Origin of the sequence: Citrobacter meridianamericanus (assembly GCF_041320245.1) — a bacterium.
GTDB classification, from domain to species: Bacteria; Pseudomonadota; Gammaproteobacteria; order Enterobacterales; family Enterobacteriaceae; genus Citrobacter; species Citrobacter meridianamericanus.
This window is the reverse complement of the sequence record NZ_CP101036.1, coordinates 2794385-2818915: the sequence shown is the minus strand read 5'-3', so window position 1 is coordinate 2818915 and position 24531 is coordinate 2794385. Positions and strand designations below refer to the sequence as shown.

32 protein-coding genes are annotated in these 24531 nt (G+C 42.5%); 30 read left to right on the top strand and 2 right to left on the bottom strand.

Going from position 1 to position 24531, the window contains the following annotated elements; genetic code table 11:
* The first annotated feature begins 12 nt into the window (after positions 1-12).
* The 9 genes from NMD08_RS13760 (at position 13) to NMD08_RS13720 (ending at position 6658) form a co-directional block, all read left to right on the top strand.
* Positions 13-1596, top strand: a complete 1584-nt coding sequence (locus NMD08_RS13760) for a hypothetical protein (RefSeq protein ID WP_370618334.1) — start codon at positions 13-15, stop codon at positions 1594-1596.
* A 1-nt stretch (position 1597) separates the two neighbouring features.
* Entirely contained in the window at positions 1598-2311 is a 714-nt protein-coding gene (locus NMD08_RS13755) for a hypothetical protein (protein WP_370618332.1), read from the top strand.
* Complete coding sequence (locus NMD08_RS13750; protein WP_370618330.1) at positions 2308-3165, top strand: hypothetical protein; 858 nt, start codon at positions 2308-2310, stop codon at positions 3163-3165. The genes NMD08_RS13755 and NMD08_RS13750 overlap by 4 nt, the downstream gene beginning before the upstream one ends.
* 10 nt (positions 3166-3175) lie before the next feature.
* Entirely contained in the window at positions 3176-3466 is a 291-nt protein-coding gene (locus NMD08_RS13745) for a DUF2523 family protein (protein ID WP_370611727.1), read from the top strand.
* 9 nt (positions 3467-3475) lie between these two features.
* Positions 3476-3730 carry a zonular occludens toxin domain-containing protein gene (locus NMD08_RS13740; RefSeq protein WP_370618328.1) on the top strand — a complete coding sequence of 85 codons (255 nt, stop codon included), beginning with the start codon at positions 3476-3478 and terminating at the stop codon, positions 3728-3730.
* A 32-nt stretch (positions 3731-3762) separates the two neighbouring features.
* Complete coding sequence (locus NMD08_RS13735) at positions 3763-4554, top strand: zonular occludens toxin domain-containing protein (RefSeq protein ID WP_370618326.1); 792 nt, start codon at positions 3763-3765, stop codon at positions 4552-4554.
* Positions 4551-5348, top strand: a complete 798-nt coding sequence (locus NMD08_RS13730) for a hypothetical protein (RefSeq protein WP_370618348.1) — start codon at positions 4551-4553, stop codon at positions 5346-5348. The genes NMD08_RS13735 and NMD08_RS13730 overlap by 4 nt, the downstream gene beginning before the upstream one ends.
* On the top strand, positions 5345-5767 hold the full coding sequence (locus NMD08_RS13725) for a hypothetical protein (protein WP_370618320.1): 423 nt from the start codon (positions 5345-5347) through the stop codon (positions 5765-5767). Before NMD08_RS13730 ends, NMD08_RS13725 begins: the two co-directional genes overlap by 4 nt.
* Before the next feature lie 651 nt (positions 5768-6418).
* A complete protein-coding gene (locus NMD08_RS13720) occupies positions 6419-6658 on the top strand; it encodes a hypothetical protein (RefSeq protein WP_370618346.1) in 240 nt (79 codons plus the stop codon).
* A 329-nt stretch (positions 6659-6987) separates the two neighbouring features.
* On the opposite strand, the gene NMD08_RS13715 is transcribed toward NMD08_RS13720, so the two are convergent.
* Entirely contained in the window at positions 6988-7320 is a 333-nt protein-coding gene (locus tag NMD08_RS13715) for a helix-turn-helix domain-containing protein (protein WP_370618344.1), read from the bottom strand.
* Between the two features lie 123 nt (positions 7321-7443).
* On the opposite strand from NMD08_RS13715, the gene NMD08_RS13710 reads away from it, so the two are divergent.
* The 13 genes from NMD08_RS13710 (at position 7444) to NMD08_RS13650 (ending at position 15841) form a co-directional block, all read left to right on the top strand.
* Positions 7444-8952 carry a phage/plasmid replication protein, II/X family gene (locus tag NMD08_RS13710; RefSeq protein WP_370618342.1) on the top strand — a complete coding sequence of 503 codons (1509 nt, stop codon included), beginning with the start codon at positions 7444-7446 and terminating at the stop codon, positions 8950-8952.
* Positions 8953-8954: 2 nt separating this feature from the next.
* Entirely contained in the window at positions 8955-9311 is a 357-nt protein-coding gene (locus tag NMD08_RS13705; RefSeq protein WP_370618340.1) for a hypothetical protein, read from the top strand.
* A gap of 11 nt (positions 9312-9322) precedes the next feature.
* Positions 9323-9541, top strand: coding sequence for a hypothetical protein (locus tag NMD08_RS13700; protein WP_370618338.1), 219 nt, complete (start codon positions 9323-9325; stop codon positions 9539-9541).
* Between the two features lie 76 nt (positions 9542-9617).
* Positions 9618-9857 carry a hypothetical protein gene (locus NMD08_RS13695; RefSeq protein ID WP_370618336.1) on the top strand — a complete coding sequence of 80 codons (240 nt, stop codon included), beginning with the start codon at positions 9618-9620 and terminating at the stop codon, positions 9855-9857.
* A gap of 230 nt (positions 9858-10087) precedes the next feature.
* Entirely contained in the window at positions 10088-11671 is a 1584-nt protein-coding gene (locus NMD08_RS13690) for a hypothetical protein (protein WP_370618334.1), read from the top strand.
* A 1-nt stretch (position 11672) separates the two neighbouring features.
* Positions 11673-12386: a hypothetical protein gene (locus NMD08_RS13685; RefSeq protein WP_370618332.1), complete on the top strand. Its 714-nt coding sequence runs from the start codon at positions 11673-11675 to the stop codon at positions 12384-12386.
* On the top strand, positions 12383-13240 hold the full coding sequence (locus tag NMD08_RS13680) for a hypothetical protein (RefSeq protein WP_370618330.1): 858 nt from the start codon (positions 12383-12385) through the stop codon (positions 13238-13240). Before NMD08_RS13685 ends, NMD08_RS13680 begins: the two co-directional genes overlap by 4 nt.
* A 10-nt stretch (positions 13241-13250) precedes the next feature.
* Positions 13251-13541 carry a DUF2523 family protein gene (locus NMD08_RS13675; protein ID WP_370611727.1) on the top strand — a complete coding sequence of 97 codons (291 nt, stop codon included), beginning with the start codon at positions 13251-13253 and terminating at the stop codon, positions 13539-13541.
* Positions 13542-13550: 9 nt separating this feature from the next.
* Positions 13551-13805 (top strand): zonular occludens toxin domain-containing protein, encoded by a 255-nt coding sequence (locus NMD08_RS13670; protein WP_370618328.1) that lies wholly within the window; start codon positions 13551-13553, stop codon positions 13803-13805.
* A gap of 32 nt (positions 13806-13837) precedes the next feature.
* Positions 13838-14629: a zonular occludens toxin domain-containing protein gene (locus tag NMD08_RS13665; protein ID WP_370618326.1), complete on the top strand. Its 792-nt coding sequence runs from the start codon at positions 13838-13840 to the stop codon at positions 14627-14629.
* Positions 14626-14865 carry a hypothetical protein gene (locus NMD08_RS13660; protein ID WP_370618324.1) on the top strand — a complete coding sequence of 80 codons (240 nt, stop codon included), beginning with the start codon at positions 14626-14628 and terminating at the stop codon, positions 14863-14865. The genes NMD08_RS13665 and NMD08_RS13660 overlap by 4 nt, the downstream gene beginning before the upstream one ends.
* On the top strand, positions 14799-15422 hold the full coding sequence (locus NMD08_RS13655) for a hypothetical protein (RefSeq protein ID WP_370618322.1): 624 nt from the start codon (positions 14799-14801) through the stop codon (positions 15420-15422). Before NMD08_RS13660 ends, NMD08_RS13655 begins: the two co-directional genes overlap by 67 nt.
* Positions 15419-15841 carry a hypothetical protein gene (locus NMD08_RS13650; RefSeq protein ID WP_370618320.1) on the top strand — a complete coding sequence of 141 codons (423 nt, stop codon included), beginning with the start codon at positions 15419-15421 and terminating at the stop codon, positions 15839-15841. Before NMD08_RS13655 ends, NMD08_RS13650 begins: the two co-directional genes overlap by 4 nt.
* 1071 nt (positions 15842-16912) lie before the next feature.
* Here the strand turns inward: NMD08_RS13650 and NMD08_RS13645 are convergent.
* Positions 16913-17152 carry a hypothetical protein gene (locus tag NMD08_RS13645; protein ID WP_370618304.1) on the bottom strand — a complete coding sequence of 80 codons (240 nt, stop codon included), beginning with the start codon at positions 17150-17152 and terminating at the stop codon, positions 16913-16915.
* A gap of 133 nt (positions 17153-17285) precedes the next feature.
* Between NMD08_RS13645 and NMD08_RS13640 the strand changes: the two genes are divergently transcribed.
* The 8 genes from NMD08_RS13640 (at position 17286) to NMD08_RS13605 (ending at position 24524) form a co-directional block, all read left to right on the top strand.
* The gene (locus NMD08_RS13640; protein ID WP_370618302.1) at positions 17286-18566 is read left to right on the top strand and encodes a replication initiation factor domain-containing protein; all 1281 of its coding nucleotides are present in this window, start codon (positions 17286-17288) and stop codon (positions 18564-18566) included.
* 65 nt (positions 18567-18631) lie between these two features.
* Positions 18632-19012: a hypothetical protein gene (locus NMD08_RS13635; protein ID WP_370618300.1), complete on the top strand. Its 381-nt coding sequence runs from the start codon at positions 18632-18634 to the stop codon at positions 19010-19012.
* 42 nt (positions 19013-19054) lie between these two features.
* Complete coding sequence (locus NMD08_RS13630; protein WP_370618298.1) at positions 19055-19414, top strand: hypothetical protein; 360 nt, start codon at positions 19055-19057, stop codon at positions 19412-19414.
* Positions 19415-19746: 332 nt separating this feature from the next.
* Entirely contained in the window at positions 19747-20007 is a 261-nt protein-coding gene (locus NMD08_RS13625; RefSeq protein WP_370618296.1) for a hypothetical protein, read from the top strand.
* A 53-nt stretch (positions 20008-20060) separates the two neighbouring features.
* Positions 20061-21704, top strand: coding sequence for a hypothetical protein (locus NMD08_RS13620; protein ID WP_370618318.1), 1644 nt, complete (start codon positions 20061-20063; stop codon positions 21702-21704).
* On the top strand, positions 21682-22104 hold the full coding sequence (locus tag NMD08_RS13615) for a hypothetical protein (protein WP_370618316.1): 423 nt from the start codon (positions 21682-21684) through the stop codon (positions 22102-22104). Before NMD08_RS13620 ends, NMD08_RS13615 begins: the two co-directional genes overlap by 23 nt.
* 10 nt (positions 22105-22114) lie before the next feature.
* A complete protein-coding gene (locus tag NMD08_RS13610; RefSeq protein ID WP_370618314.1) occupies positions 22115-23335 on the top strand; it encodes a zonular occludens toxin domain-containing protein in 1221 nt (406 codons plus the stop codon).
* On the top strand, positions 23310-24524 hold the full coding sequence (locus NMD08_RS13605) for a type II secretion system protein GspD (RefSeq protein ID WP_370618284.1): 1215 nt from the start codon (positions 23310-23312) through the stop codon (positions 24522-24524). Before NMD08_RS13610 ends, NMD08_RS13605 begins: the two co-directional genes overlap by 26 nt.
* Positions 24525-24531 lie beyond the last annotated feature (7 nt).

The following is a 24531-nucleotide window of genomic DNA, read 5'->3' as shown; positions in this document are numbered from 1 at the left end:
GGTACAACTGCAATGGCTACTACAATAAGCTCTGCTTTAACCTATGTTATGTATGGTCTGGGTATTACCGCTGTGGGTATGGCAGGAACAATTACATATATAAAAGTCGCTGAGGAACTGGACAGGAGCACGCCTGCCAGTGTGGGTAATAATCTGCGTTCTGATGGTCATGTGCCTGCTGTCGCGGCGTCTGCGGTGTCTCTCGGCGCTGTTAATCCATCTGATTTCAATATCAATACATATAACGGTAAAGTCGTTAATGTGACATCTCCGGCTGAACTGGCGGCGCTTTCGCCGTCTGTATCAGGGGCTGATGCAATGTACGGTACGCCATCCCGTTTAAATCCTGTACCTGTTCGTATTCCTCCTTTATCACCGGATTATTATCCCTCAGTTTCTCCTGGAACAAAGTTTTCCGGCTCCCGAAATGGGGTATATAACTATTCGTCAACAGGGCTTTCCGGTAATCCTGATAATCTTTCTTATGTGACTTCAGATACGGCTTCCGGATTACTGGATTTTTATATTTCAGGCAGCGCTTCGGTTGTTGAGAGATATTACAATCAACTCGCAAAAGAATATAAATCACTGTCTGATTCCTGCAATTTATGTATGACGGGAGGTGTTGTGGAATTAGGCGGTTATCGCAAAGTGTATACACTTATCCGCCTGGATGATTTTTCCTTTCCTGATATTTCTAAATCTGTTACTGATTCTGATGCCAGACAGGCATACAACATTAATGGCTCCATTGTTTCATTACCGTCACTTTCATATTTATCTGCCTTTATTCCTCCGTTAACGCTTTATAACATTTATAAGGAGGAGGAATATAGAATGATTAATGATGTTTATTATTTACAGTCTTCCGTTGTCAGGTCACGTACCGTTGAATTTCCTGGGTTTACTTTTTTAAATACTACGGTTAATCCTTCCTCTGAATTAACAGTAAAGGATAATACGGGTTCAAAGGGTGCGGTCATTATTCCGCCTCTGTATACACAACCTGATTATGTCCAGGAGCTTCAGAACAGGCCGCTTTCATCGTCGCAGGTGTCATCAATGATAAATGCTGCGTGGCAGCGGGCGTCATCACGGGCTGATTACAGGGGCATTCCTTACAGTTCGTCGGTGGCCGTCACAGCGACGATGGTTGATGAGATACTGGAGGCGCGTAACATGGCACTGACCACGGCTGACTTACTGGTGCCTGTCAGTAAAACTGGTTACTGGGATTTGCCTGTTTATAATATTACGCTCAATCAGTTTGTTTCAAATACCTATATTGAGCAGGTTCCCGAACTGGATTTTGGTATTAATCCTGATATACAGGCTCCCGTTTTTCCTGCACCGCTGCCGATGGATGTTATTCTTTTACCGATAACCAGTATTCTCCCGTTTATGAAGGATATTCAGTTACGCTCAAGGGCTGCACAATGTCCTGTCTTTGATTTGAATATTGAATATCTTAACTTCAGTCAAAGGGTTGATAGCCATTGTTTTATTCTTGATAAGCAGGCTCCCCTTATTGAAATGTTTGCGGTTATAGCCTGGACAATGATGTCACTCTTTATTGTTATTCGCAGGAGGGTTTGAGATGAAAAAATCATTCTGTTTAATTTCGATTTTTCTGTCTTTGTCGGTGTCGGCTGCGCCACTGCCAAATGGCAGCGTGCTTGATTCATCCGGCGTTGTTGATGAATTATTATCTGTTTCGTTTTCAATGGCGCTTACACGTGCGATTGAGTATTACAGAACGCAGGAAACACCTTTACCTGACAGGGCGTATGAAAACACCATTAAAGCGGTTTCATCCGTTCTTAATTCAAAGCTGAGTTTATCAAAATATTCATTATTTAATGGTCTGTCATATGCTAATTTATTCCTTAACTCTGGCGTGGTGAAATCATCTTCGTTTAATGCTGTTTCCGTTGCATCTTCATTCTCTGATATTCCTGCCTCTCTTTTATGGGTAACATCTTTATCTTCTGATGTTTATTATTCCGGTGACTTTGGTAATCCTTCTTTTACTAATCCCTTACCGCTTATATCGTACAAATCTGTTTCTGATACACAGGTCAGTACGGGTGTAACTCGTTTTACATCTTCTTATAAGGATGATGTTTTTAGCTATCCTTATAATAATGGCTATATCGTTTCAGATGATGCGGAGGATATTGTTGACTTTTTAATTAACCTTGTACAGGATACCGTTTATAATGAATTTTATCTTAAACATGCTGCACGTGAAAAAAGCTTCTTGGTGAAACAGATAAAAACGGGACATTCATTTATACGCATTGTACTTTGACGACTTATACAGATAAAAAACTTACCCCCTCGGGAATGAATGAATACAGTGTTAATGATTCTCCCGTTTTGCTTCCTCGTTCTTATACCTTCTCTCTTATGCTTCGCGGTAACAGTGTCTGTATTGCCACAACCGGCTTTGAAAATTCATTTTCTTTCTCGTCTAACGCTGGCACTGGCAATAATTCTTTAATACAGAACAATGCGCCTTTCTATCAGAATTTCACGTATAAACTTGTTTTTTCTCCTTTCCTCGGTGGAGATGATATTTTGAAAAATGCCTATCTTTCATCTTTGCAGTCAACGCCGTTACTGGCTTCCGCTTTTTCTTTATTGCTGAACAGTGCATGGGTTGAGGCGGCTGCGGCTGCTGATTATCAGGGCGTGCCTTATACCTCGTCATTATCTCTGTCATCGGCTGATATCAGTCATGTTATGAATGAGCGTGAATTAAATCCGACGTACTCTGATTTATTTGTTCAGGTCAAAGACGGTCAGTTGCATTTAATGCAGTGGGACGATACGCAGAATGCCTATATCAGTAATGAAATGGTTTCTAAACAGGAATCGGTTAAAGTTGATTTTGGCCCTGACCCTGGTATCCAGTCGCCGGAACTTGATGATGGCGGGACTATTGACAAGGTCTTGTCTCCGATTACGTCAGTGATGCCGTTTTTACAGAAATTTGAGTTAACGACTCATGTCGTCCAGTGTCCGGTTATTAATATTCCGTTTTACGATAAAACGTATTCGATGGATTCATTCTGTATTCTGGCTGAAGCCAATAAAAAGTTAATTGCCCTGTTCTTTGTCATTTGCTGGACGATGCTGGGCCTCATTATTCTGGTTCGATAAGGAGTTTTTTATGTATCGTATTCTTGTTTCTGCAATTAATTATCTGCTGGGTTGGGTGTTAAAACAGGCCACGATGAAAGCCATTATCTTTGGGGCGCTGACATTCCTGATATCTGAGATTATGGGCGTGGTTACTAAATTATTGCCTGATTCTACAAATCTGGTTTCGCTTTTTGACCAGTTACCGGATCCGGCCTGGTACTTCATCAACCTGGCGCAATTACCGTTTGGCTTATCCGTGGTGTTTTCCGCACTGGTGACACGTTTCATTATCGGGATGATCCCCATTGTCGGGAAGTAAGGGGACGTTATGGCTATTTCTGGTTATATCGGTATACCGGGTTCCGGCAAGTCTTACGAGTGCGTGGCGAATGTGCTCCTGCCTGCCGTTCTGGCAGGTCGGCGGGTTGTGACCAACATCATTGGTGTCGTTCCTGATGCTATTTATGATTATTGTGTCGATAAGCTCAAAGCTGACCGTGACGCGCTCGGGCAGGTGCTGGTTGTCGATGATGACGACATGAAGAAAAAGGATTTTTTCCGTATAAAGGTAAAGATGGTTTAGCCGTTCCTGACACATTTTGTAAGCCAGGTGATTTGATTATTGCTGATGAATTACACCGTTTATGGGACAAAGATTCTGCTATCTGTAATGAACATCGTTCGTTTTTTGCGGAGCATCGTCATTTTACCGATGCTGAAACAGGGGTTTCCTGTGACTTTGTTTTTATGAATCAGTCACTGGCAACGGTTGCCCGTTTCATTAAGGATCGTACATCCAAGACGTTCAGAATGACAAAACTAACGGCGCTGGGACTGTCAAAGCGTTATCGGGTGGATGTGTTTGAAGGAGTTAAACTGGTCAAGACAAGCCGCATTCAGTCTTATCAGTGCGGGTATAAAAAAGAAATATTTCCGCTGTATAAGTCGTATGACGGTAATAACGGGAATGAAAAGATAGTTGATAAGCGCCAGTCTGTTTTTCAGCCTAAATTTGTATTTATTTTCTTTATTATTCCGTTAATTTCTCTTGCTGTTGGCCTGTTTTTTATTATTCGATTCTTTTCGCCTGATTCGTCACCGCTTCTGGATACCCAGAATGCAACGACAAAAAATTCCTCTGCTTCAACGGCTTCCGGTGCTTCCCGGACATCTCAACCGCAATCACAAGGTTTGCCCCCACGTCCTGTGGTTTCTGCTGACTGGCGCATCGGCGGGCGTCTTGTTAAGCAGGGAGTTGGCTTTGTGGTGATGGTTAATACTGACGGGAGAGTCAGAACTGAACCGCTTACTTCATTCACGTTTAACGGTTTGTTTATGTCCGGTGAAATAGACAACGAAAAAATTACGGTGTGGTCAGGTCAGATAACAAAAGGGGCTTCAAAATGAAAGGGATTATATTTTCACTGATTTTTGTCTTGTCCGGTACTTTGCATGCAGCCGGTGTTTCGCTGGAACTTAACAGGGTGGCGTTACCTGAAGCTATTAACCTGATATACAGCGAGGTATTCAGCCGTCCGTATATGCTTGCGCCGGAACTGGCGAATGATTCGCGGGTTGTGTCGCTGCGTATCACACCAGAAATTGATGAACGGGCATTTATTGAACGTTATTTTGGCAACCTGAATATTAAAATTCACTCTAAAAACGGGATTGATTATGTTGCGCCAGTGAAAGCGGCTGCGGCGGCTGAACCACGGCGGGAGGTTTTTGTGTATCAGCCCCGTTTCCGCAGCGTGTCTTATTTGTCTGAGATTCTGAGAACGTTCGTCGAGGGGAATTTCAGCGCTAAACAGGGTGTTGGTGGTTTTGATATTTCGCCGGACAAGATTCAGCCTGGCACGGCTACGGATAATTTAAACCGGGCAGGGGATGTGCTTGTTTTTTACGGTACGCGGGAAAATATACGCCGCATGGAGCAGGTTTTGCCGTCAATCGATACGGCTGGCGATGAAGTTTATGTTGCCGGATACGTGTTTGAAGTCCAGACGAATGAGCGCAACGGCTCCGGCCTCGCGCTTGCCGCCAAACTCCTTAACGGGAAAGTGACCATCAGCACCGGTAATCTTACGGGGGTTATGAGAACTTTATTCGTATCGGTAGCTCGTCGCTCGATGCGCTGTATGAGTTGTTCCGCACTGACAGCCGTTTTCACGTTGTCAGTTCGCCACGTCTGCGGGTGAAGTCCGGCTATTCGGCGCAATTTTCTGTCGGTCAGGAAGTGCCTGTTTTGGGCGGTGTCGATCGCAATCAGAATTCGTCCTATCAGTCGATTGAGTATCGTAATGCGGGTGTAATCCTTGATGTAAAACCGGACGTGCGCGGTGCGGTGACGGATATCAAAATCAGCCAGCAACTGAGTAACTTTGTGAAAACGGATACGGGCGTAAATGACTCACCAACATTGCTTAAGCGTGAAGTATCCACGTTCGTTTCGGTTAAGTCCGGTGATATTATTGTCCTGGGCGGTTTAGCCGAGACAAAGGACAGCGATGCGAAAACGGGTTTTTCGTTCCTGCCTAAATCATTCATGTCCTCGTCAGACGAAAAATCGAAAACCGATATCCTGATTGTGTTGCAGGTTCACACGACAAAAGCGTAAGGGGTTTTCGTCGTGTAGCTGCGTGACGAACTGGAGACATTTGTCTCCAGTGCGCGGCGTTCGTCGTTCGTGGCCTGTGCGGTTACGTGAAAAAATGACGTAACAATGAGAGTGGTTAAGTAAAATTTTCACGTAATTTTATCTGTTATAAAACTGATTCAGATTGTCAGGAGGTCAGCATGCAGAGAAGTACGTTTTATTTAATTTATTATCCTAATCATAAAGATGTAAGAGGAACGAATCGTTATTTGAATGTTAATGGTCGTTGGTCATCCTTTCCTTCACGTGGGGTTCCTCTGTTGTACTGGGAAGATGAATTATCGTGTAGTGAAGCCTCATCGATTTTATTAAAAAGCCGATATGGTAGAGATGGTTATCTATGTTCGTTAATTTCGACGACTCCTTTGAGGCATCCAGAAAGGATGGTGAAGTACGATAAGAATCTGCATGAGGCTGCATTAAAGAGTTACATAAAGTAATCAGGTAAATCCATGCTCACATAATCACGGATTCTGTCTGATTCTGCCGTGGTGCGCATAATGTGGATGCAGCTTATGTTGAATCGCCGCAGCCGTGCGACCGCGTCGGCTAAGGCGACCGCGGGGATTTAGCATAGGCTGCATTGTGCGCACCATGCCTGGCTGTTTTGAAATGTCTGCTTCACCGCCAAATTCAAATGTCCTCTCGATCCATTTAGATCTTCCATCTACTGATGCCCGTCAGGGCATGGGAGCGCCAGCGATACCTACCGCGCTGTATTGCGCGGGGTTTTTCTGTTCCGGCTCCGTGGTGAACTGGTTCCCGTTCATCAGTCCGGTGATGCTGACCATGTACGGCAGTTCGCCCCCTTACTGCAAAGCGGGTTTTAATCACCGGCGTTTGTGGCGGTAGTGACTTGCTGGTTAGCATCGTTCCCATTTTGGGCGGTGTCATTGTTGCTGTCGGAATGGTTCAGGAATAGCGGTGAGTGCGCAGCGCTCCCCCGCAAGAATGAGGAGGGGATGCTGCCGCTCACCGTTTAGACCTTCCTGGTGACGGGAGCGCAATGAAGCGGCCAGACGGGACGATATGACACGTACTTTAATAGTGTTATATCGTCCAAACCGTGGACTTCCAGCAATCCCATATCTTGTGTTTTTTGTTGTAAAATTGAATGTCTAAGTCCATTTAGACACAATATGTAGTGAGGTGTGACCAGTTGTTATGAAAGAATGGTTGATCTACTCTGTGATTTTGACTTCTCTAACGTAGTGCCTGATTAACATTGCTTCTAATAGGGTTTCAATGCAGTTTTTTTCTTCTGGATTTAGTTTTTCTGCTTCGCTGATTTTCAGAGACAATCTTTGGTCTGCGCTGGTTTCATTTCCAGTGCATATCTCTTCAATACTGACACCAAAAAGTTTAGATAATATAACTAGTTGAGAAGCTTTAGGCTCTGACTCTCCTCTTTCCCATGTTTGAAGTGTTTGTGTTGTTATTCCTAGTTCTGCTGCGATCTTTTTTTGGGTTAGTTTTTTCTTCTCTCTGAGTGTACGTAATCTTTCGTTCAACATGATGAACCTCAAAAAAACATGATTTTTCATTATTGTATAACTGGTTTTTTATACAGATGCATTGCTGTCAAGATTTTCCTTGTGTATGATGCAAGGAAAATTAGCCCTTGACAGGTTTTTTGAATGTTCGACTTCATCGGATTACGGATCAGTTTTAAAGACGCTTACGTCAAGTATTCATGGCTTGATGATCGTCTGCTTGGCTCCGTTGATCTGGAGGAGTGCGGCAAGCGGGGCGTAAATATTGTTCCCCGTGAAATGACCTGGGAGATTGACGGGCTTCACCAGTGCCACAATCTGTACTGTCCGTGGGATAGCCTGCCGTCGAGCTTTACAGGTGTGGCGTTTAAGGTTTTTCAGGGTGGCGGTTTTAATGTGTTGCCATATCTTGAAATCAAGGCATCTCCGGCAAAGCTTGCGCAGGGTCATAACGTTTACGGCTCTGAATCTCTCGAACTGGGTGTTCGCCTGATGTACCAGACCTTAAAAGCCACGATGCCGGAATTTGCGGATATGCTTGATTTTCCTTCCGCGCATGTTTTCCGCCTTGACTCAACTTATTCGGTACGCCTCCCCGATGAAGATGCTCTGGCCTCTGCACTTCGGGCACTGGCAAACGTCAGTAACCGTTACCTGCGGCCTTCCCGTGATATGGATTTTGAATCCACGATCTATTTCAACAAAGCCAAGGATAAGCCTGGTACTGGTCGTGTTTCACAGACAGTAATTTATTCCAAAAAAGATGAAGTGGAACATCAGCTTAATGACCTGAGAAAGAAGGCGCATAAGGAGCGCACCCATCGATATGATCCGGTTATTGAGGCGTTATCTTCTCCTGATCTCCAGAACTTTGCGCTTTATCTTTTGCGCATGGAAACACGTTGTAAAACATGGTTTTTTCAGCGTCGCAATGTACCTATTTCGGTTACAGGGATGCTTGATTACATCCGGGGATTTGAACAGGAACACGGTTCCGGTAGCTTCTGTCGCTGGCTGTGGCGGGAAGCAACATTTGATCTGATTGATGCTATTTCAGGGCAGCAACTGGAAGTTATTCACGACGGTAAAATACGGCGTCTTTTGCATGCTACCTATGACACGGAACGAAACGGAAAGAAGAGTACAGCTAAATCGCTGCGTCTGTTCGGTTTCTACCGTCGCCTGGTTCATGAAGGATATAGCGAGGTAAAACGTACCATGGGTCGTTCATCTTTTTACAATGCTGTTAATGATGTAATGGCAATCGGTCTTTCAAAGGCCGAGTTACAGAATCTTCATAAAGGGCAGAAAAAGCCCCTCCTGAATCTTATTAAAGTCGATTTTGATGCTCAACGTCCGGCGTCATATCAGGAACCGGTAATGCCCGCGCCTGAACTGACGTTCACTGAGTTTCTGGCATCACTGGATACTTCTGCACCAGTACAAACAGAGAATGCACCGCTTCCGGCATGGGTTACACCTGATATGCGCCTTATTCATGATCTTAATGAACTGGGTGTGAGTGCTGAATGTGTGGCAGGTCTTAAAGCGGGTCGTAAGGTTCGGATGAGTGAGGATAAGGAGCTGTCGCTCGCGTTCTGGCGTGATGGTTCATTTAATCTTGTTGTTAATTCCGTTAATGGAGATTTTTAGAAATGACTAAAATAGTTGTCCACTATGCACAATATGGAAAGATGGAAAGCGGTACTCCGTATGCGTCTATGAATTCATCATCTCTTAAATTTAGTGTGAAAGATAATTCAGCCGGATATCGAGCAAATAAAGTTAATATTGATACAAGTAATGATAATGCGCTTGGTCGTCGTTTGGTTGATGACTTAAAGGCGGCGGGGCGTCCAGTTATTATTGATGCGGAACTGGAACAAGTTGACTCAAAAGAAATTGCTAAATATGCACTTGTTGACTATGAATTGCTTTCTTCTACTACTGAAATTATTCCTTCACTTTCACCAGTAAAGGATAAATCAAAGGAACAACCTTCTGTTAAATAGTGGGGTGATTTATGTCTAATGAACTGACCGGAACAATCTGTAATATGGTAGATAAAGTTTGCCAGTCTGTTTCTATAGATGTGACAAGCGTTCCTGTCAGTCTGTCATTGTCATCGCCTGTTTATTCTGAATCTGCACCTTTTTTTATTATTGGATTTTCATCTGTATTAATACTCTGGCTTACTTCTCATTGTGTCGGGTTACTGCTGGGTATGATTAAACGTGGGTAGGGGGTATGTATGACTTAAAACAACCTGTCTTGTCTTTTTTGTTTTGCCTTATTATTTTATCAAAGAGGGATTTATTATGTTCAAATTTTTATCTGTTTTATCATCGTTAAAAGCTGAATTTATTGCCGCTTTATCACTGGCTCTTTTTTCTGTCCATTCTTTTGCTGCTGATGCACCTGATTATACGGCTATTACCAGCGCCGTTGATATGGGTGCGGTAATTACTGCTATTATGGCTATTGCAGCTATTTTGGCGGGTTTGTATGTTGTTATTATGGGTGTCAAGAAATTGATTCTTTTCCTGCGCACCAACTAATTAATATACAGGAGCGGGGAAGGGGCAACCTTTCCCCTTTTTATGGGTGAACTCTGGAATGTTGTATTTTTTCTGTGGGGTCTGCTATGTGCATACGTTGTTATTCTTGGCCTCAAAGGTTAGTTGTTTATCTTCTCTGTGTATTTATTCTGAATTTTTCATATCCCCGAAAGGCTAACGCTTTTGTCCCCATACTTGCTCTTGCTGCAATGCCTGCGGGTACAACTGCAATGGCTACTACAATAAGCTCTGCTTTAACCTATGTTATGTATGGTCTGGGTATTACCGCTGTGGGTATGGCAGGAACAATTACATATATAAAAGTCGCTGAGGAACTGGACAGGAGCACGCCTGCCAGTGTGGGTAATAATCTGCGTTCTGATGGTCATGTGCCTGCTGTCGCGGCGTCTGCGGTGTCTCTCGGCGCTGTTAATCCATCTGATTTCAATATCAATACATATAACGGTAAAGTCGTTAATGTGACATCTCCGGCTGAACTGGCGGCGCTTTCGCCGTCTGTATCAGGGGCTGATGCAATGTACGGTACGCCATCCCGTTTAAATCCTGTACCTGTTCGTATTCCTCCTTTATCACCGGATTATTATCCCTCAGTTTCTCCTGGAACAAAGTTTTCCGGCTCCCGAAATGGGGTATATAACTATTCGTCAACAGGGCTTTCCGGTAATCCTGATAATCTTTCTTATGTGACTTCAGATACGGCTTCCGGATTACTGGATTTTTATATTTCAGGCAGCGCTTCGGTTGTTGAGAGATATTACAATCAACTCGCAAAAGAATATAAATCACTGTCTGATTCCTGCAATTTATGTATGACGGGAGGTGTTGTGGAATTAGGCGGTTATCGCAAAGTGTATACACTTATCCGCCTGGATGATTTTTCCTTTCCTGATATTTCTAAATCTGTTACTGATTCTGATGCCAGACAGGCATACAACATTAATGGCTCCATTGTTTCATTACCGTCACTTTCATATTTATCTGCCTTTATTCCTCCGTTAACGCTTTATAACATTTATAAGGAGGAGGAATATAGAATGATTAATGATGTTTATTATTTACAGTCTTCCGTTGTCAGGTCACGTACCGTTGAATTTCCTGGGTTTACTTTTTTAAATACTACGGTTAATCCTTCCTCTGAATTAACAGTAAAGGATAATACGGGTTCAAAGGGTGCGGTCATTATTCCGCCTCTGTATACACAACCTGATTATGTCCAGGAGCTTCAGAACAGGCCGCTTTCATCGTCGCAGGTGTCATCAATGATAAATGCTGCGTGGCAGCGGGCGTCATCACGGGCTGATTACAGGGGCATTCCTTACAGTTCGTCGGTGGCCGTCACAGCGACGATGGTTGATGAGATACTGGAGGCGCGTAACATGGCACTGACCACGGCTGACTTACTGGTGCCTGTCAGTAAAACTGGTTACTGGGATTTGCCTGTTTATAATATTACGCTCAATCAGTTTGTTTCAAATACCTATATTGAGCAGGTTCCCGAACTGGATTTTGGTATTAATCCTGATATACAGGCTCCCGTTTTTCCTGCACCGCTGCCGATGGATGTTATTCTTTTACCGATAACCAGTATTCTCCCGTTTATGAAGGATATTCAGTTACGCTCAAGGGCTGCACAATGTCCTGTCTTTGATTTGAATATTGAATATCTTAACTTCAGTCAAAGGGTTGATAGCCATTGTTTTATTCTTGATAAGCAGGCTCCCCTTATTGAAATGTTTGCGGTTATAGCCTGGACAATGATGTCACTCTTTATTGTTATTCGCAGGAGGGTTTGAGATGAAAAAATCATTCTGTTTAATTTCGATTTTTCTGTCTTTGTCGGTGTCGGCTGCGCCACTGCCAAATGGCAGCGTGCTTGATTCATCCGGCGTTGTTGATGAATTATTATCTGTTTCGTTTTCAATGGCGCTTACACGTGCGATTGAGTATTACAGAACGCAGGAAACACCTTTACCTGACAGGGCGTATGAAAACACCATTAAAGCGGTTTCATCCGTTCTTAATTCAAAGCTGAGTTTATCAAAATATTCATTATTTAATGGTCTGTCATATGCTAATTTATTCCTTAACTCTGGCGTGGTGAAATCATCTTCGTTTAATGCTGTTTCCGTTGCATCTTCATTCTCTGATATTCCTGCCTCTCTTTTATGGGTAACATCTTTATCTTCTGATGTTTATTATTCCGGTGACTTTGGTAATCCTTCTTTTACTAATCCCTTACCGCTTATATCGTACAAATCTGTTTCTGATACACAGGTCAGTACGGGTGTAACTCGTTTTACATCTTCTTATAAGGATGATGTTTTTAGCTATCCTTATAATAATGGCTATATCGTTTCAGATGATGCGGAGGATATTGTTGACTTTTTAATTAACCTTGTACAGGATACCGTTTATAATGAATTTTATCTTAAACATGCTGCACGTGAAAAAAGCTTCTTGGTGAAACAGATAAAAACGGGACATTCATTTATACGCATTGTACTTTGACGACTTATACAGATAAAAAACTTACCCCCTCGGGAATGAATGAATACAGTGTTAATGATTCTCCCGTTTTGCTTCCTCGTTCTTATACCTTCTCTCTTATGCTTCGCGGTAACAGTGTCTGTATTGCCACAACCGGCTTTGAAAATTCATTTTCTTTCTCGTCTAACGCTGGCACTGGCAATAATTCTTTAATACAGAACAATGCGCCTTTCTATCAGAATTTCACGTATAAACTTGTTTTTTCTCCTTTCCTCGGTGGAGATGATATTTTGAAAAATGCCTATCTTTCATCTTTGCAGTCAACGCCGTTACTGGCTTCCGCTTTTTCTTTATTGCTGAACAGTGCATGGGTTGAGGCGGCTGCGGCTGCTGATTATCAGGGCGTGCCTTATACCTCGTCATTATCTCTGTCATCGGCTGATATCAGTCATGTTATGAATGAGCGTGAATTAAATCCGACGTACTCTGATTTATTTGTTCAGGTCAAAGACGGTCAGTTGCATTTAATGCAGTGGGACGATACGCAGAATGCCTATATCAGTAATGAAATGGTTTCTAAACAGGAATCGGTTAAAGTTGATTTTGGCCCTGACCCTGGTATCCAGTCGCCGGAACTTGATGATGGCGGGACTATTGACAAGGTCTTGTCTCCGATTACGTCAGTGATGCCGTTTTTACAGAAATTTGAGTTAACGACTCATGTCGTCCAGTGTCCGGTTATTAATATTCCGTTTTACGATAAAACGTATTCGATGGATTCATTCTGTATTCTGGCTGAAGCCAATAAAAAGTTAATTGCCCTGTTCTTTGTCATTTGCTGGACGATGCTGGGCCTCATTATTCTGGTTCGATAAGGAGTTTTTTATGTATCGTATTCTTGTTTCTGCAATTAATTATCTGCTGGGTTGGGTGTTAAAACAGGCCACGATGAAAGCCATTATCTTTGGGGCGCTGACATTCCTGATATCTGAGATTATGGGCGTGGTTACTAAATTATTGCCTGATTCTACAAATCTGGTTTCGCTTTTTGACCAGTTACCGGATCCGGCCTGGTACTTCATCAACCTGGCGCAATTACCGTTTGGCTTATCCGTGGTGTTTTCCGCACTGGTGACACGTTTCATTATCGGGATGATCCCCATTGTCGGGAAGTAAGGGGACGTTATGGCTATTTCTGGTTATATCGGTATACCGGGTTCCGGCAAGTCTTACGAGTGCGTGGCGAATGTGCTCCTGCCTGCCGTTCTGGCAGGTCGGCGGGTTGTGACCAACATCATTGGTGTCGTTCCTGATGCTATTTATGATTATTGTGTCGATAAGCTCAAAGCTGACCGTGACGCGCTCGGGCAGGTGCTGGTTGTCGATGATGACGACATGAAGAAAAAGGATTTTTTCCGTATAAAGGTAAAGATGGTTTAGCCGTTCCTGACACATTTTGTAAGCCAGGTGATTTGATTATTGCTGATGAATTACACCGTTTATGGGACAAAGATTCTGCTATCTGTAATGAACATCGTTCGTTTTTTGCGGAGCATCGTCATTTTACCGATGCTGAAACAGGGGTTTCCTGTGACTTTGTTTTTATGAATCAGTCACTGGCAACGGTTGCCCGTTTCATTAAGGATCGTACATCCAAGACGTTCAGAATGACAAAACTAACGGCGCTGGGACTGTCAAAGCGTTATCGGGTGGATGTGTTTGAAGGAGTTAAACTGGTCAAGACAAGCCGCATTCAGTCTTATCAGTGCGGGTATAAAAAAGAAATATTTCCGCTGTATAAGTCGTATGACGGTAATAACGGGAATGAAAAGATAGTTGATAAGCGCCAGTCTGTTTTTCAGCCTAAATTTGTATTTATTTTCTTTATTATTCCGTTAATTTCTCTTGCTGTTGGCCTGTTTTTTATTATTCGATTCTTTTCGCCTGATTCGTCACCGCTTCTGGATACCCAGAATGCAACGACAAAAAATTCCTCTGCTTCAACGGCTTCCGGTGCTTCCCGGACATCTCAACCGCAATCACAAGGTTTGCCCCCACGTCCTGTGGTTTCTGCTGACTGGCGCATCGGCGGGCGTCTTGTTAAGCAGGGAGTTGGCTTTGTGGTGATGGTTAATACTGACGGGAGAGTCAGAACTGAACCGCTTACTTCATTCACGTTTAACGGTTTGTTTATGTCCGGTGAAATAGACAACGAAAAAATTACGGTGTGGTCAGGTCAGATAACAAAAGGGGCTTCAAAATGAAAGGGATTATATTTTCACTGATTTTTGTCTTGTCCGGTACTTTGCATGCAGCCGGTGTTTCGCTGGAACTTAACAGGGTGGCGTTACCTGAAGCTATTAACCTGATATACAGCGAGGTATTCAGCCGTCCGTATATGCTTGCGCCGGAACTGGCGAATGATCGCGGGTTGTGTCGCTGCGTATCACACCAGAAATTGATGAACGGGCATTTATTGAACGTTATTTTGGCAACCTGAATATTAAAATTCACTCTAAAAACGGGATTGATTATGTTGCGCCAGTGAAAGCGGCTGCGGCGGCTGAACCACGGCGGGAGGTTTTTGTGTATCAGCCCCGTTTCCGCAGCGTGTCTTATTTGTCTGAGATTCTGAGAACGTTCGTCGAGGGGAATTTCAGCGCTAAACAGGGTGTTGGTGGTTTTGATATTTCGCCGGACAAGATTCAGCCTGGCACGGCTACGGATAATTTAAACCGGGCAGGGGATGTGCTTGTTTTTTACGGTACGCGGGAAAATATACGCCGCATGGAGCAGGTTTTGCCGTCAATCGATACGGCTGGCGATGAAGTTTATGTTGCCGGATACGTGTTTGAAGTCCAGACGAATGAGCGCAACGGCTCCGGCCTCGCGCTTGCCGCCAAACTCCTTAACGGGAAAGTGACCATCAGCACCGGTAATCTTACGGGGGTTATGAGAACTTTATTCGTATCGGTAGCTCGTCGCTCGATGCGCTGTATGAGTTGTTCCGCACTGACAGCCGTTTTCACGTTGTCAGTTCGCCACGTCTGCGGGTGAAGTCCGGCTATTCGGCGCAATTTTCTGTCGGTCAGGAAGTGCCTGTTTTGGGCGGTGTCGATCGCAATCAGAATTCGTCCTATCAGTCGATTGAGTATCGTAATGCGGGTGTAATCCTTGATGTAAAACCGGACGTGCGCGGTGCGGTGACGGATATCAAAATCAGCCAGCAACTGAGTAACTTTGTGAAAACGGATACGGGCGTAAATGACTCACCAACATTGCTTAAGCGTGAAGTATCCACGTTCGTTTCGGTTAAGTCCGGTGATATTATTGTCCTGGGCGGTTTAGCCGAGACAAAGGACAGCGATGCGAAAACGGGTTTTTCGTTCCTGCCTAAATCATTCATGTCCTCGTCAGACGAAAAATCGAAAACCGATATCCTGATTGTGTTGCAGGTTCACACGACAAAAGCGTAAGGGGTTTTCGTCGTGTAGCTGCGTGACGAACTGGAGACATTTGTCTCCAGTGCGCGGCGTTCGTCGTTCGTGGCCTGTGCGGTTACGTGAAAAAATGACGTAACAATGAGAGTGGTTAAGTAAAATTTTCACGTAATTTTATCTGTTATAAAACTGATTCAGATTGTCAGGAGGTCAGCATGCAGAGAAGTACGTTTTATTTAATTTATTATCCTAATCATAAAGATGTAAGAGGAACGAATCGTTATTTGAATGTTAATGGTCGTTGGTCATCCTTTCCTTCACGTGGGGTTCCTCTGTTGTACTGGGAAGATGAATTATCGTGTAGTGAAGCCTCATCGATTTTATTAAAAAGCCGATATGGTAGAGATGGTTATCTATGTTCGTTAATTTCGACGACTCCTTTGAGGCATCCAGAAAGGATGGTGAAGTACGATAAGAATCTGCATGAGGCTGCATTAAAGAGTTACATAAAGTAATCAGGTAAATCCATGCTCACATAATCACGGATTCTGTCTGATTCTGCCGTGGTGCGCATAATGTACGACTCGTTATGTTGAAAATGCCGCTGCGACAATGGGTTACACGCGCAGCGGCATCTTTAACATAACGTCATTGTGCGCACCTCTGCCATTTTGGAATGTCCTCTTGATCCTCTCTCGATCCATTCTCTGGCCATGCGCCTTTATCGCTGCAAAGCGGTTTTCTCACTGGTGAAGTTAAGCACCGGCTTTCACGTTCCTGTCGTTCGTCGATATTCCAGTTCGGTAGGTAGTTACATCCATGAGGAGAGAGAAGGCAACGCTCGCCGCAGACAAGCGACCGAACGGAGTGAGCGAACGGTCGAGGAAGCGTAAAAGATGCGGGGTTAAGAAGGGCACTTACGCGCCGTGGGTGGGCGATGGCGCATTGGCTTTTTGTTCGCCAGCGCCACGCGGCGGGAAAAAACCCCGCTATGTAATACGGGGGTTAATTCAACGGGACAATGCGGATCCGTCCGCAATTGCTCGTTTTCTGGTCAGGTATTCAGGGCGATAGGGAGGTTAGATTTAGCTGTGTGTAAGAGGCGGGTCATTCATCGTTGTTGCTTAATTCAATTGTGATGCACTTCACATTACTCGTTTTTTTCTTAATAGTCTCTTGGCTAATCATATCTTCTACTGCATCTTTTGCATAATTATCAATTAGATAAGTGATGATTTCACTCCATTTAATTGTTTTTCCAACCTTGTAACTCATATCAACTGCCATTCTTTCAAGTTTCAGGTACTTATCTACTGGTACGTTATAACCCTTTCTTTTATCTGCCATTTTTCACCTCTCTTTAGATTTCAGTTAAGCACAATGAACTCTAGTATTCTTTCGCACTAATTTTCATTTTCTCTTGTGGTCAAGTTATCACTTGATGTATAAAAATTTCAGGTAATCATGACCACATGAGAACATGATGGAAATCATAGCAAAGGATCTCAACAAAACTTCTACTCTCACCAGTGCGGTAGCTGTGGATCTTCCTGATGATCGTCCTGTCAATATCGACTGGCTGGCGTTTGTCATGCATTCCTCGGCGGTGAAGGATTTTGTGACCTTTCCTGAGCAGGCCGAATGGCGTAAATACGGTATCCATCCTGTTTACCGCAATCATGTTAAAGCGCGGGATGCTTTCTTTACTGACGTGATTAATCCAAAAACGCGCGTCTGGTGTCCATTAACTGATTCCGATATTGAGGAATCATTTGATGATTTTGTCGATGGTTATACATTTCCGATCACTGATTTCGATGGGGATTTTCGTCAGGCAAGAAAAGCGTTTGATGCACAACTTGATAGCTATAATAAAAAGGTTCTTGAATCGCGTGTTGAATTGATCCGGCGTTGGCTCGCTGCCGAATTGGGTTTACATCTCGGTATATTTCGTGGATATGGTCGTTTTTTATATGAGGATTCAGCGCCGTTATATGCTCATGATGATGAAAACTGTACTGAACTAGGATTCCTTTATTTTGGCGGAAATGAGGGGACTGTATTTATTCAGATTAATGCTCACGGTTGTAAGCATGTTTTTTCGGGTACATCGCCAGAACATTTGTATAAGTGGTTTACACATCTTGGAATAACGACAATAAACCGCCTTGATTTATGCGTTGATGATTTTGATGGTGTATTTACTGTGCAACACGCATATCAGGATTTCAAAAATGATGCATTCTATAGAGGTCGTGGGCGTCGTTCGTCGGCTCATACGTACACGATTGGTGATGTTGAAATGCTGACGGTGGGAAGCCGTCAGTCGTTAACATTCTGGCGGATTTATAACAAAGCGTTAGAGCAGGGACTTGATATTGTATGGAATCGCTCTGAGGTTGAACTTAAGCATGTACCTGTTGAAATATTGTTAGATATTCAGAGTTATTTTACAGGGCTTTGCGATTACGCAGCACAATTAAACCCTTCAAAACCCCGTAAAATAAACCCGTTTAATCCGTCTCTGTCTGATTTGCGTAAGGCCGTTCATTCTTTCGAGTCAGATGTGAAATGGTTACGTACTCAATGCTCAAAGAAAATTGCTTCCGTTATTCATCAATTGGGATATGACGTCGAAGCATTAATATCAACTATTGTCAGGAGAGAACATATAGAAGATGAAAGTATAAGATTTGCAACTAATGACTGTTATCAACAAATAGTAAGAAATCAATTTAAAAACAGGCCGATTCCTTTTTAATTAAATATATATGAATAAACGGCCTTTAATCAGTCTGGTAAATATTAAATATATGAGGTAATAAAATGTCAAAACTCGCTAATTCAATTTGTGTTTTTGGTGGATCCATTATTCAATACACCAATAAGAGTACAGGGGCTATTGAACATATGTGTCCGGTTGATACGCTCGCCGATTATGAAGATGGCGACCGTTCTGTCGGGCGTGGCTTTATCTCTGAGCAATTCACTGTGGGTGATAATTTTGCTCTTATTAAGCGTTTACAGAATGATGTCCGGCAGGCTAATCAGCAGGGCTATGATTATATTTTGATTATTCCTCATGATAAACGCACTGCCCGTGGCCGTGGTCAGGCTCAACGTGTTGTCGGTGATTATGAGCTGGTTGGTTATGGCAAACTGACCCATACGCCTATTGAAGCTGTTAAACAGCAGGCTAAATCCTGATGGTTCTGGCCTTCGGGCCGGAATTTACAGGAGGTGATAATCATGGCTAAATTATATCCTGGCATTTCTGACCAGTCAGATTATATCCGATTCTGTGATATTAATTCATTTGATCCGGATTCGCCGTTTATCCGCAAATACTATAAAAATTCTGTCGCTGAACTGGCGAGGTGTCAGGAAAGGCGTGAAATGCGCTGTTCTGCTTGCCGTCCGACTCCCGTTGTCGCTATTGGCCTGACGTCTGCTATAGAGCTTGCTGTTAACCATCTGACGGGCAATACAGGTTATGCGCGTCCGGTTAAGCATCGTTGCGTTCTGTGCAACTGTGAGTTTGCAGGACAGCGTGTTTGTCCTGAATGCGGGAATCATGTTTTTTGCGTAGGGGCTGATTATGAATCTTGAAAATAAAGCGTCGCGTGAATTAATCGAATATGCATCTATTTTTTCGTAGATGATAAATCATAATGGCTTCTGGTGATTTTTATTTAATATTGTTGTATGGGCTGGCCCCGTTGATATTGTTTATTCTGTCGTTTATCGCGGGGCTTTTGTTGGGGGATTAATTAAATGGGGTATTTATATGACTTAATAGATCCGTTTCTTAAGGATAAAGAGCCTGTAGAGTATCTTTTTATTTTATGGTTTTTTTCTTTATTATCTGGTTTTGGCTCTGGTTTTCTTCTCGCTTTTATTAAGCGAACGTTTATTTCTTCTTCCCGTTAAAGAGGTATTTCATGAATATTACTACTGGTTTTAAATTAAAAGCTGTGGCTGCTGCTGTAATGGCTGGCACCTCTGGCTCTGCACTGGCAGCGGGTACGCCTCCAGATCCGTCTACGTTTATTACTACGGCTATGCTGGAAGCAATTTCAAATCCTATTCTGGTTACTATGGGGGCGGTTGTAACAGCGGCGTTCGGTATCCTGACCTTTAAACTTGTTGTTTCTGTCGGTATGGGGGTTATTAAATCTTTCTTTGCTAAAGCAGCACAATAAATTTAATTAATTGAAGCCTCCTTTTAAGGGGGCTTTTTTTAGAGATTCATAACATGAAAATCATTTTTTTCATCCTCTCTTTTTTTGTCTTTTCTGCTAATGCTAATAATAGTGTTTCGCCACTGGCTGATACAGAAATAAACCCTGATACACATCCCATCATTTATGAAGGGGGAATGGATCTGGCTGTCAAAACCGATGACGGTTTTTATAAGGCTACTTTTTTTGGAAAGGAATATATTTGTTTTAATTGCGTTATTGATGGGAGTACAAAACGCCCAACGGGAATTTGGCACCGCAATCTACCCGCTGATGATACTGATGTATTTAACCCTGTAAAAAACCCTGATTGTTCATCTTATAAATTATCTCCAAATACGGGTTTTCTTACTGATGATATAAAACGCCCTGGTCAGTCATCTGCTTATATTTCTTATGGAACAAACTGCTTGTATTACATTGATGAAAAAGCAGTCGAAAGAGTTTTACCTAATGTTACCTATCCTGAGATTAAAAGACTTTTTTTAGTGAAAAACTTTCAACCCTATATTAAAGGGCGTTATAATCGTTTCCGACCTGTTGTTTCTCAAGAGGTGCTTAAGTTGTACCCTGAGATATCTCTCAGAGATCCAGTGATAGAAATTATTAAAAATACCTTTTATTATTCTTATGAATATCAATACGGTTTAATTAAGGGTTCATTTGGCTATATACAGTTGAGACCTAAAATGTCCCGTCTTGAGATTTCTTACCCTTATTTTAATATTCCAGTTCATCCGTATTACTCATGTCCTGAATTACCAACACCTACAAGTATTCTTCAACAAAAGGATACTCTTACTTCTTGTACTCTGAATTCCGAGTTTGCTATTAAAACCGTTGATGATCCAGTGTTTGGCCCGACTGCTCAGATCGTCCTTAAAGAGTCTGGCCCCAGTGATGGCGATGATGGTTCCGGTGATGGTTCTGGCGGTGGTTCCGGTGGTGGTTCCGGCGGTGGTTCCGGCGGTGGTTCCGGCGGTGGTTCCGGCGGTGGTTCCGGCGGTGGTTCCGGTGGTGGTTCCGGTGGTGGTTCCGGCGGCGGTTCTGGCGGCGGTTCTGGCGGCGGCAACGGCGGCGGCGACGGCTCCGGAGGCGGCGGCGGGGGCGACGGCTCAGGTGGTGGGAATGGTTCTGGCGGTAACGGCTCCGGTGGCGGGAATACTGATGGCGACGGCGACTTACTTGCTGAGGTTAAAGCCTTTCATCGTTCCTTTAAAGATAGCCTGGTTTTTAATGATAAGACACCTGAATTTGATGATTCAAATCTTGATTTTTCAGACCTTACTAATACAACAAACGGGTATCTCGATAATATAGAGGAAAGTTTTAATTCCTCAGTTCCTTCTTTTAAATCATCATTAGATGCGTTAAAAAATCAAGTTCCTGATATGTCATTAAATATAGATGACATTAATAATACACTTGTTGGCATAACGGGGGTATGTCGCCCATTATCATTTGATATTACTCTCGGCCTTGTTGATAACAAAACACTAAAAAAAACTATTGTACTTAATGACTTTTGTATATGGTATGACAAAAATTTAAGAGGCTTTATTACATGGGTATTTAAAATAATGACGGCGGTTGCTGTCTATTTCATTGTTGTTCGTGGATTACAGGGGTTAAATAATGTGGTATATTGCGCTTGTTAACGTTCTTTCATTTTTATTTCGTACCTCGTTAGCCTGGGTGATTTCACAACTCACTCGGCTTATTTCGGTTGGTTCTGGATTATTTTTTTATTCTTTATTTAATCTTACATCGGGTCATATTTTATTTTTAACTGTATTTGTTAGTGTTGTTGGTGTGGCGGTTAAATCTCTTTTAGATATGGCTAACGGTTATCTTTATGATTTATTGAATACAGGTTCTTTCTCTGGCGAACTTTGGTTATGTTTTATGAGTTTGTTACCTGTTAATTTAACTCAATATATCAGTATAATTGTCTCTGCTCAAACCGCAGTTTTAGGTGTTCACTTCTTAATTATTTATTCAAGAGAATTGTTAAGAATAACTACTTCTCCTTTTTCCCTTCCATTTTTTAAAAAGTAACGGGTGATATATGACTGTTTATGTAACGCAGGGAGGGCTTGGAGCGGGAAAGGGGATATTTGCTGCTTACATTATGTCCCTGACTTATAATGATGGTGATTCCAGTATTCGTTGCGCGTCAAATTATCCTTTTTTTACTGAATTTCTTGGCCCTAAATCAGCTAAAGAAATAACTGTATTACCTTTTAATATTCGTTCTTCTGACCTGAAATCTTTAGGCTGGGGTTCGCCTGAATCCTGTAAAGATAAACATGGCGTGCTTATTCTTGACGAATGTGCAAACTTTCTCAATACGCGGGATTTTAAACATCGAGATAGAGAATCTGTTATTGACTGGATACGGCACGCCCGCAAATGGCATTGGGATGTTTATTTAATTGTTCAACACCCTGATCATATTGATTCGCAGGTCAGAGATTTATATGATCAGGTTGTTGTTCTTAATCGTCTTGATAAAATTAGAATCCCTTTCGTGTCAACAATTATTGATTTTATTAAGCCCAAAAAATCAATAATACCTCATATTGTCCAGGCAAATTATTATCACAAGAAAAAAGGGCAGTATGATAAACCGATTAACAGCCTTTCTTTCTTTGCTAAGGAATATTATCAATTTTATGATACAGATTTAAAATTCACTGATGGTTATGAACTAATTGGTGATGATTTGGTTGATATGCGTGCAATTTATTCTCTTATTCCAGGTGGGGTTATGTCAGGTAACATCACAACTGTTAAATCTTCTGATATTACACAAGATTCCAGTGTTTCAGAAAATAAGCCTGCCAGAAAGAAAGGGTGTTTTTTATTTATATTAAAATTCTTTTTTCTTGTTGTGCTGGGGTATGTTGCTTATCTGCTTTGTTCTTCTTATTTTGGTGCTGATACTGAAAATACCCATTCTGTCCAGTCTGCTGGCGTTCCAGACGCTCCCGCTGCTGCTGCCGTTCCTGCTGCACCTGCTTTGCCTGTTCTGTCGTCTAAGTGGCGGCTGTCTGGCTATTTAGTTTCTTCTGATACTGAGCGTTATTTTATCCTGACGGATAATGCGGGGAATGTTCGCTATCATGCATCTGAACAGCAATATAAAGGGCGTTTTACTCAACTTGTCATCGGCAATGAATTGATCACGTTTTATTCCGGCACCACTGGTGCTTCTGTTAATCAACCTGATATGACTGAACAACTTAATTCAGGTGTCAGTAATGCTACGTCATCATTATTTAAATGAGGTTAATATTATGCGATTACTTTCGTTTCCCTTGTTTTGTTTGTGTTCTCCGGTATTTGCTGCGGGTACAGATTTTGAAGTTAATGCTATGAAATTCCCCGAGGCGGTTTCTGTAATCTGGAATCAGGTGCTAAAACGTCCATTTATGCTGTCACCTGAATTGACACAAGATGCAAGAATGTTGACGCTGCATATTCACCCTGATAATGATGAACGGGATTTTATTCTTCGTTATCTGGAAAACATGAATGTGAAAGTGACACAAAAGAAGGGTGTTGATTATCTTTATAGTTTTAAACCTGTTATTACTCCGCAACGTTTTTACACATATACCTATATTCCGCGTTTTCGCGATGTACCTTATCTTGCGCAGGCATTGGGGACATCATTCACGCAGAATATTTCAAATGCTGGCGCTGATTCTTTGCAGGTATCCAGTGAACAACCATTTATGAGCACATCAGGTGATACATTTGTTTATCGTGGTACTAAACGTAATATAGACCAGATAGAAAAGTTATTAGAGGAAATCGATGTCAGAGCGGAGCAGGTGCTTGTTTCTGCATTTGTATTTGAAGTACAGACTAATGAAAAAAATGGCTCTGGCCTTGTTCTGGCGTCTAAACTGCTTAATGACCGATTTAGTATTGGTATTGGTTCAAAACAGGGATACAGTAATTTTATTCAATTTAATGGTCCTTCATTTGACGCGCTTTATGAGTTGTTTCGTACTGATAATCGTTTTTCTCTTGTCAGTTCGCCACGGCTGCGGGTCGTGTCAGGTCAGGAATCCGCATTTTCAGTCGGGGCTAGTGTGCCAACTGTCGGCTCTCTGACGTATGAGAACGGCACGCCTGTACAGTCGATTGTTTACCGTAATACGGGTGTTGATTTCAAAGTCAGACCGATAATAACGCGCGATTTAGTGTCGATGAAAATAGACCAGCAATTAAGTGATTATGCAGAAACTACAACGGGGGTAAATAATTCCCCTACATTCACAACACGCCAGATCGTGACAAACGTTAACATGAAAGATGGTGATATTATCGTTTTATCGGGTCTTGCTGAGAATAAAGATGGCGAGCAAAACACAGGGCTTTCGTTCTTACCTAAATCATGGTCTACGAAATCAGACCAGAAACAAAGTACTGATTTATTAATCGTCATCCAGGCTAAAAAGGTTTAAGGGGAGG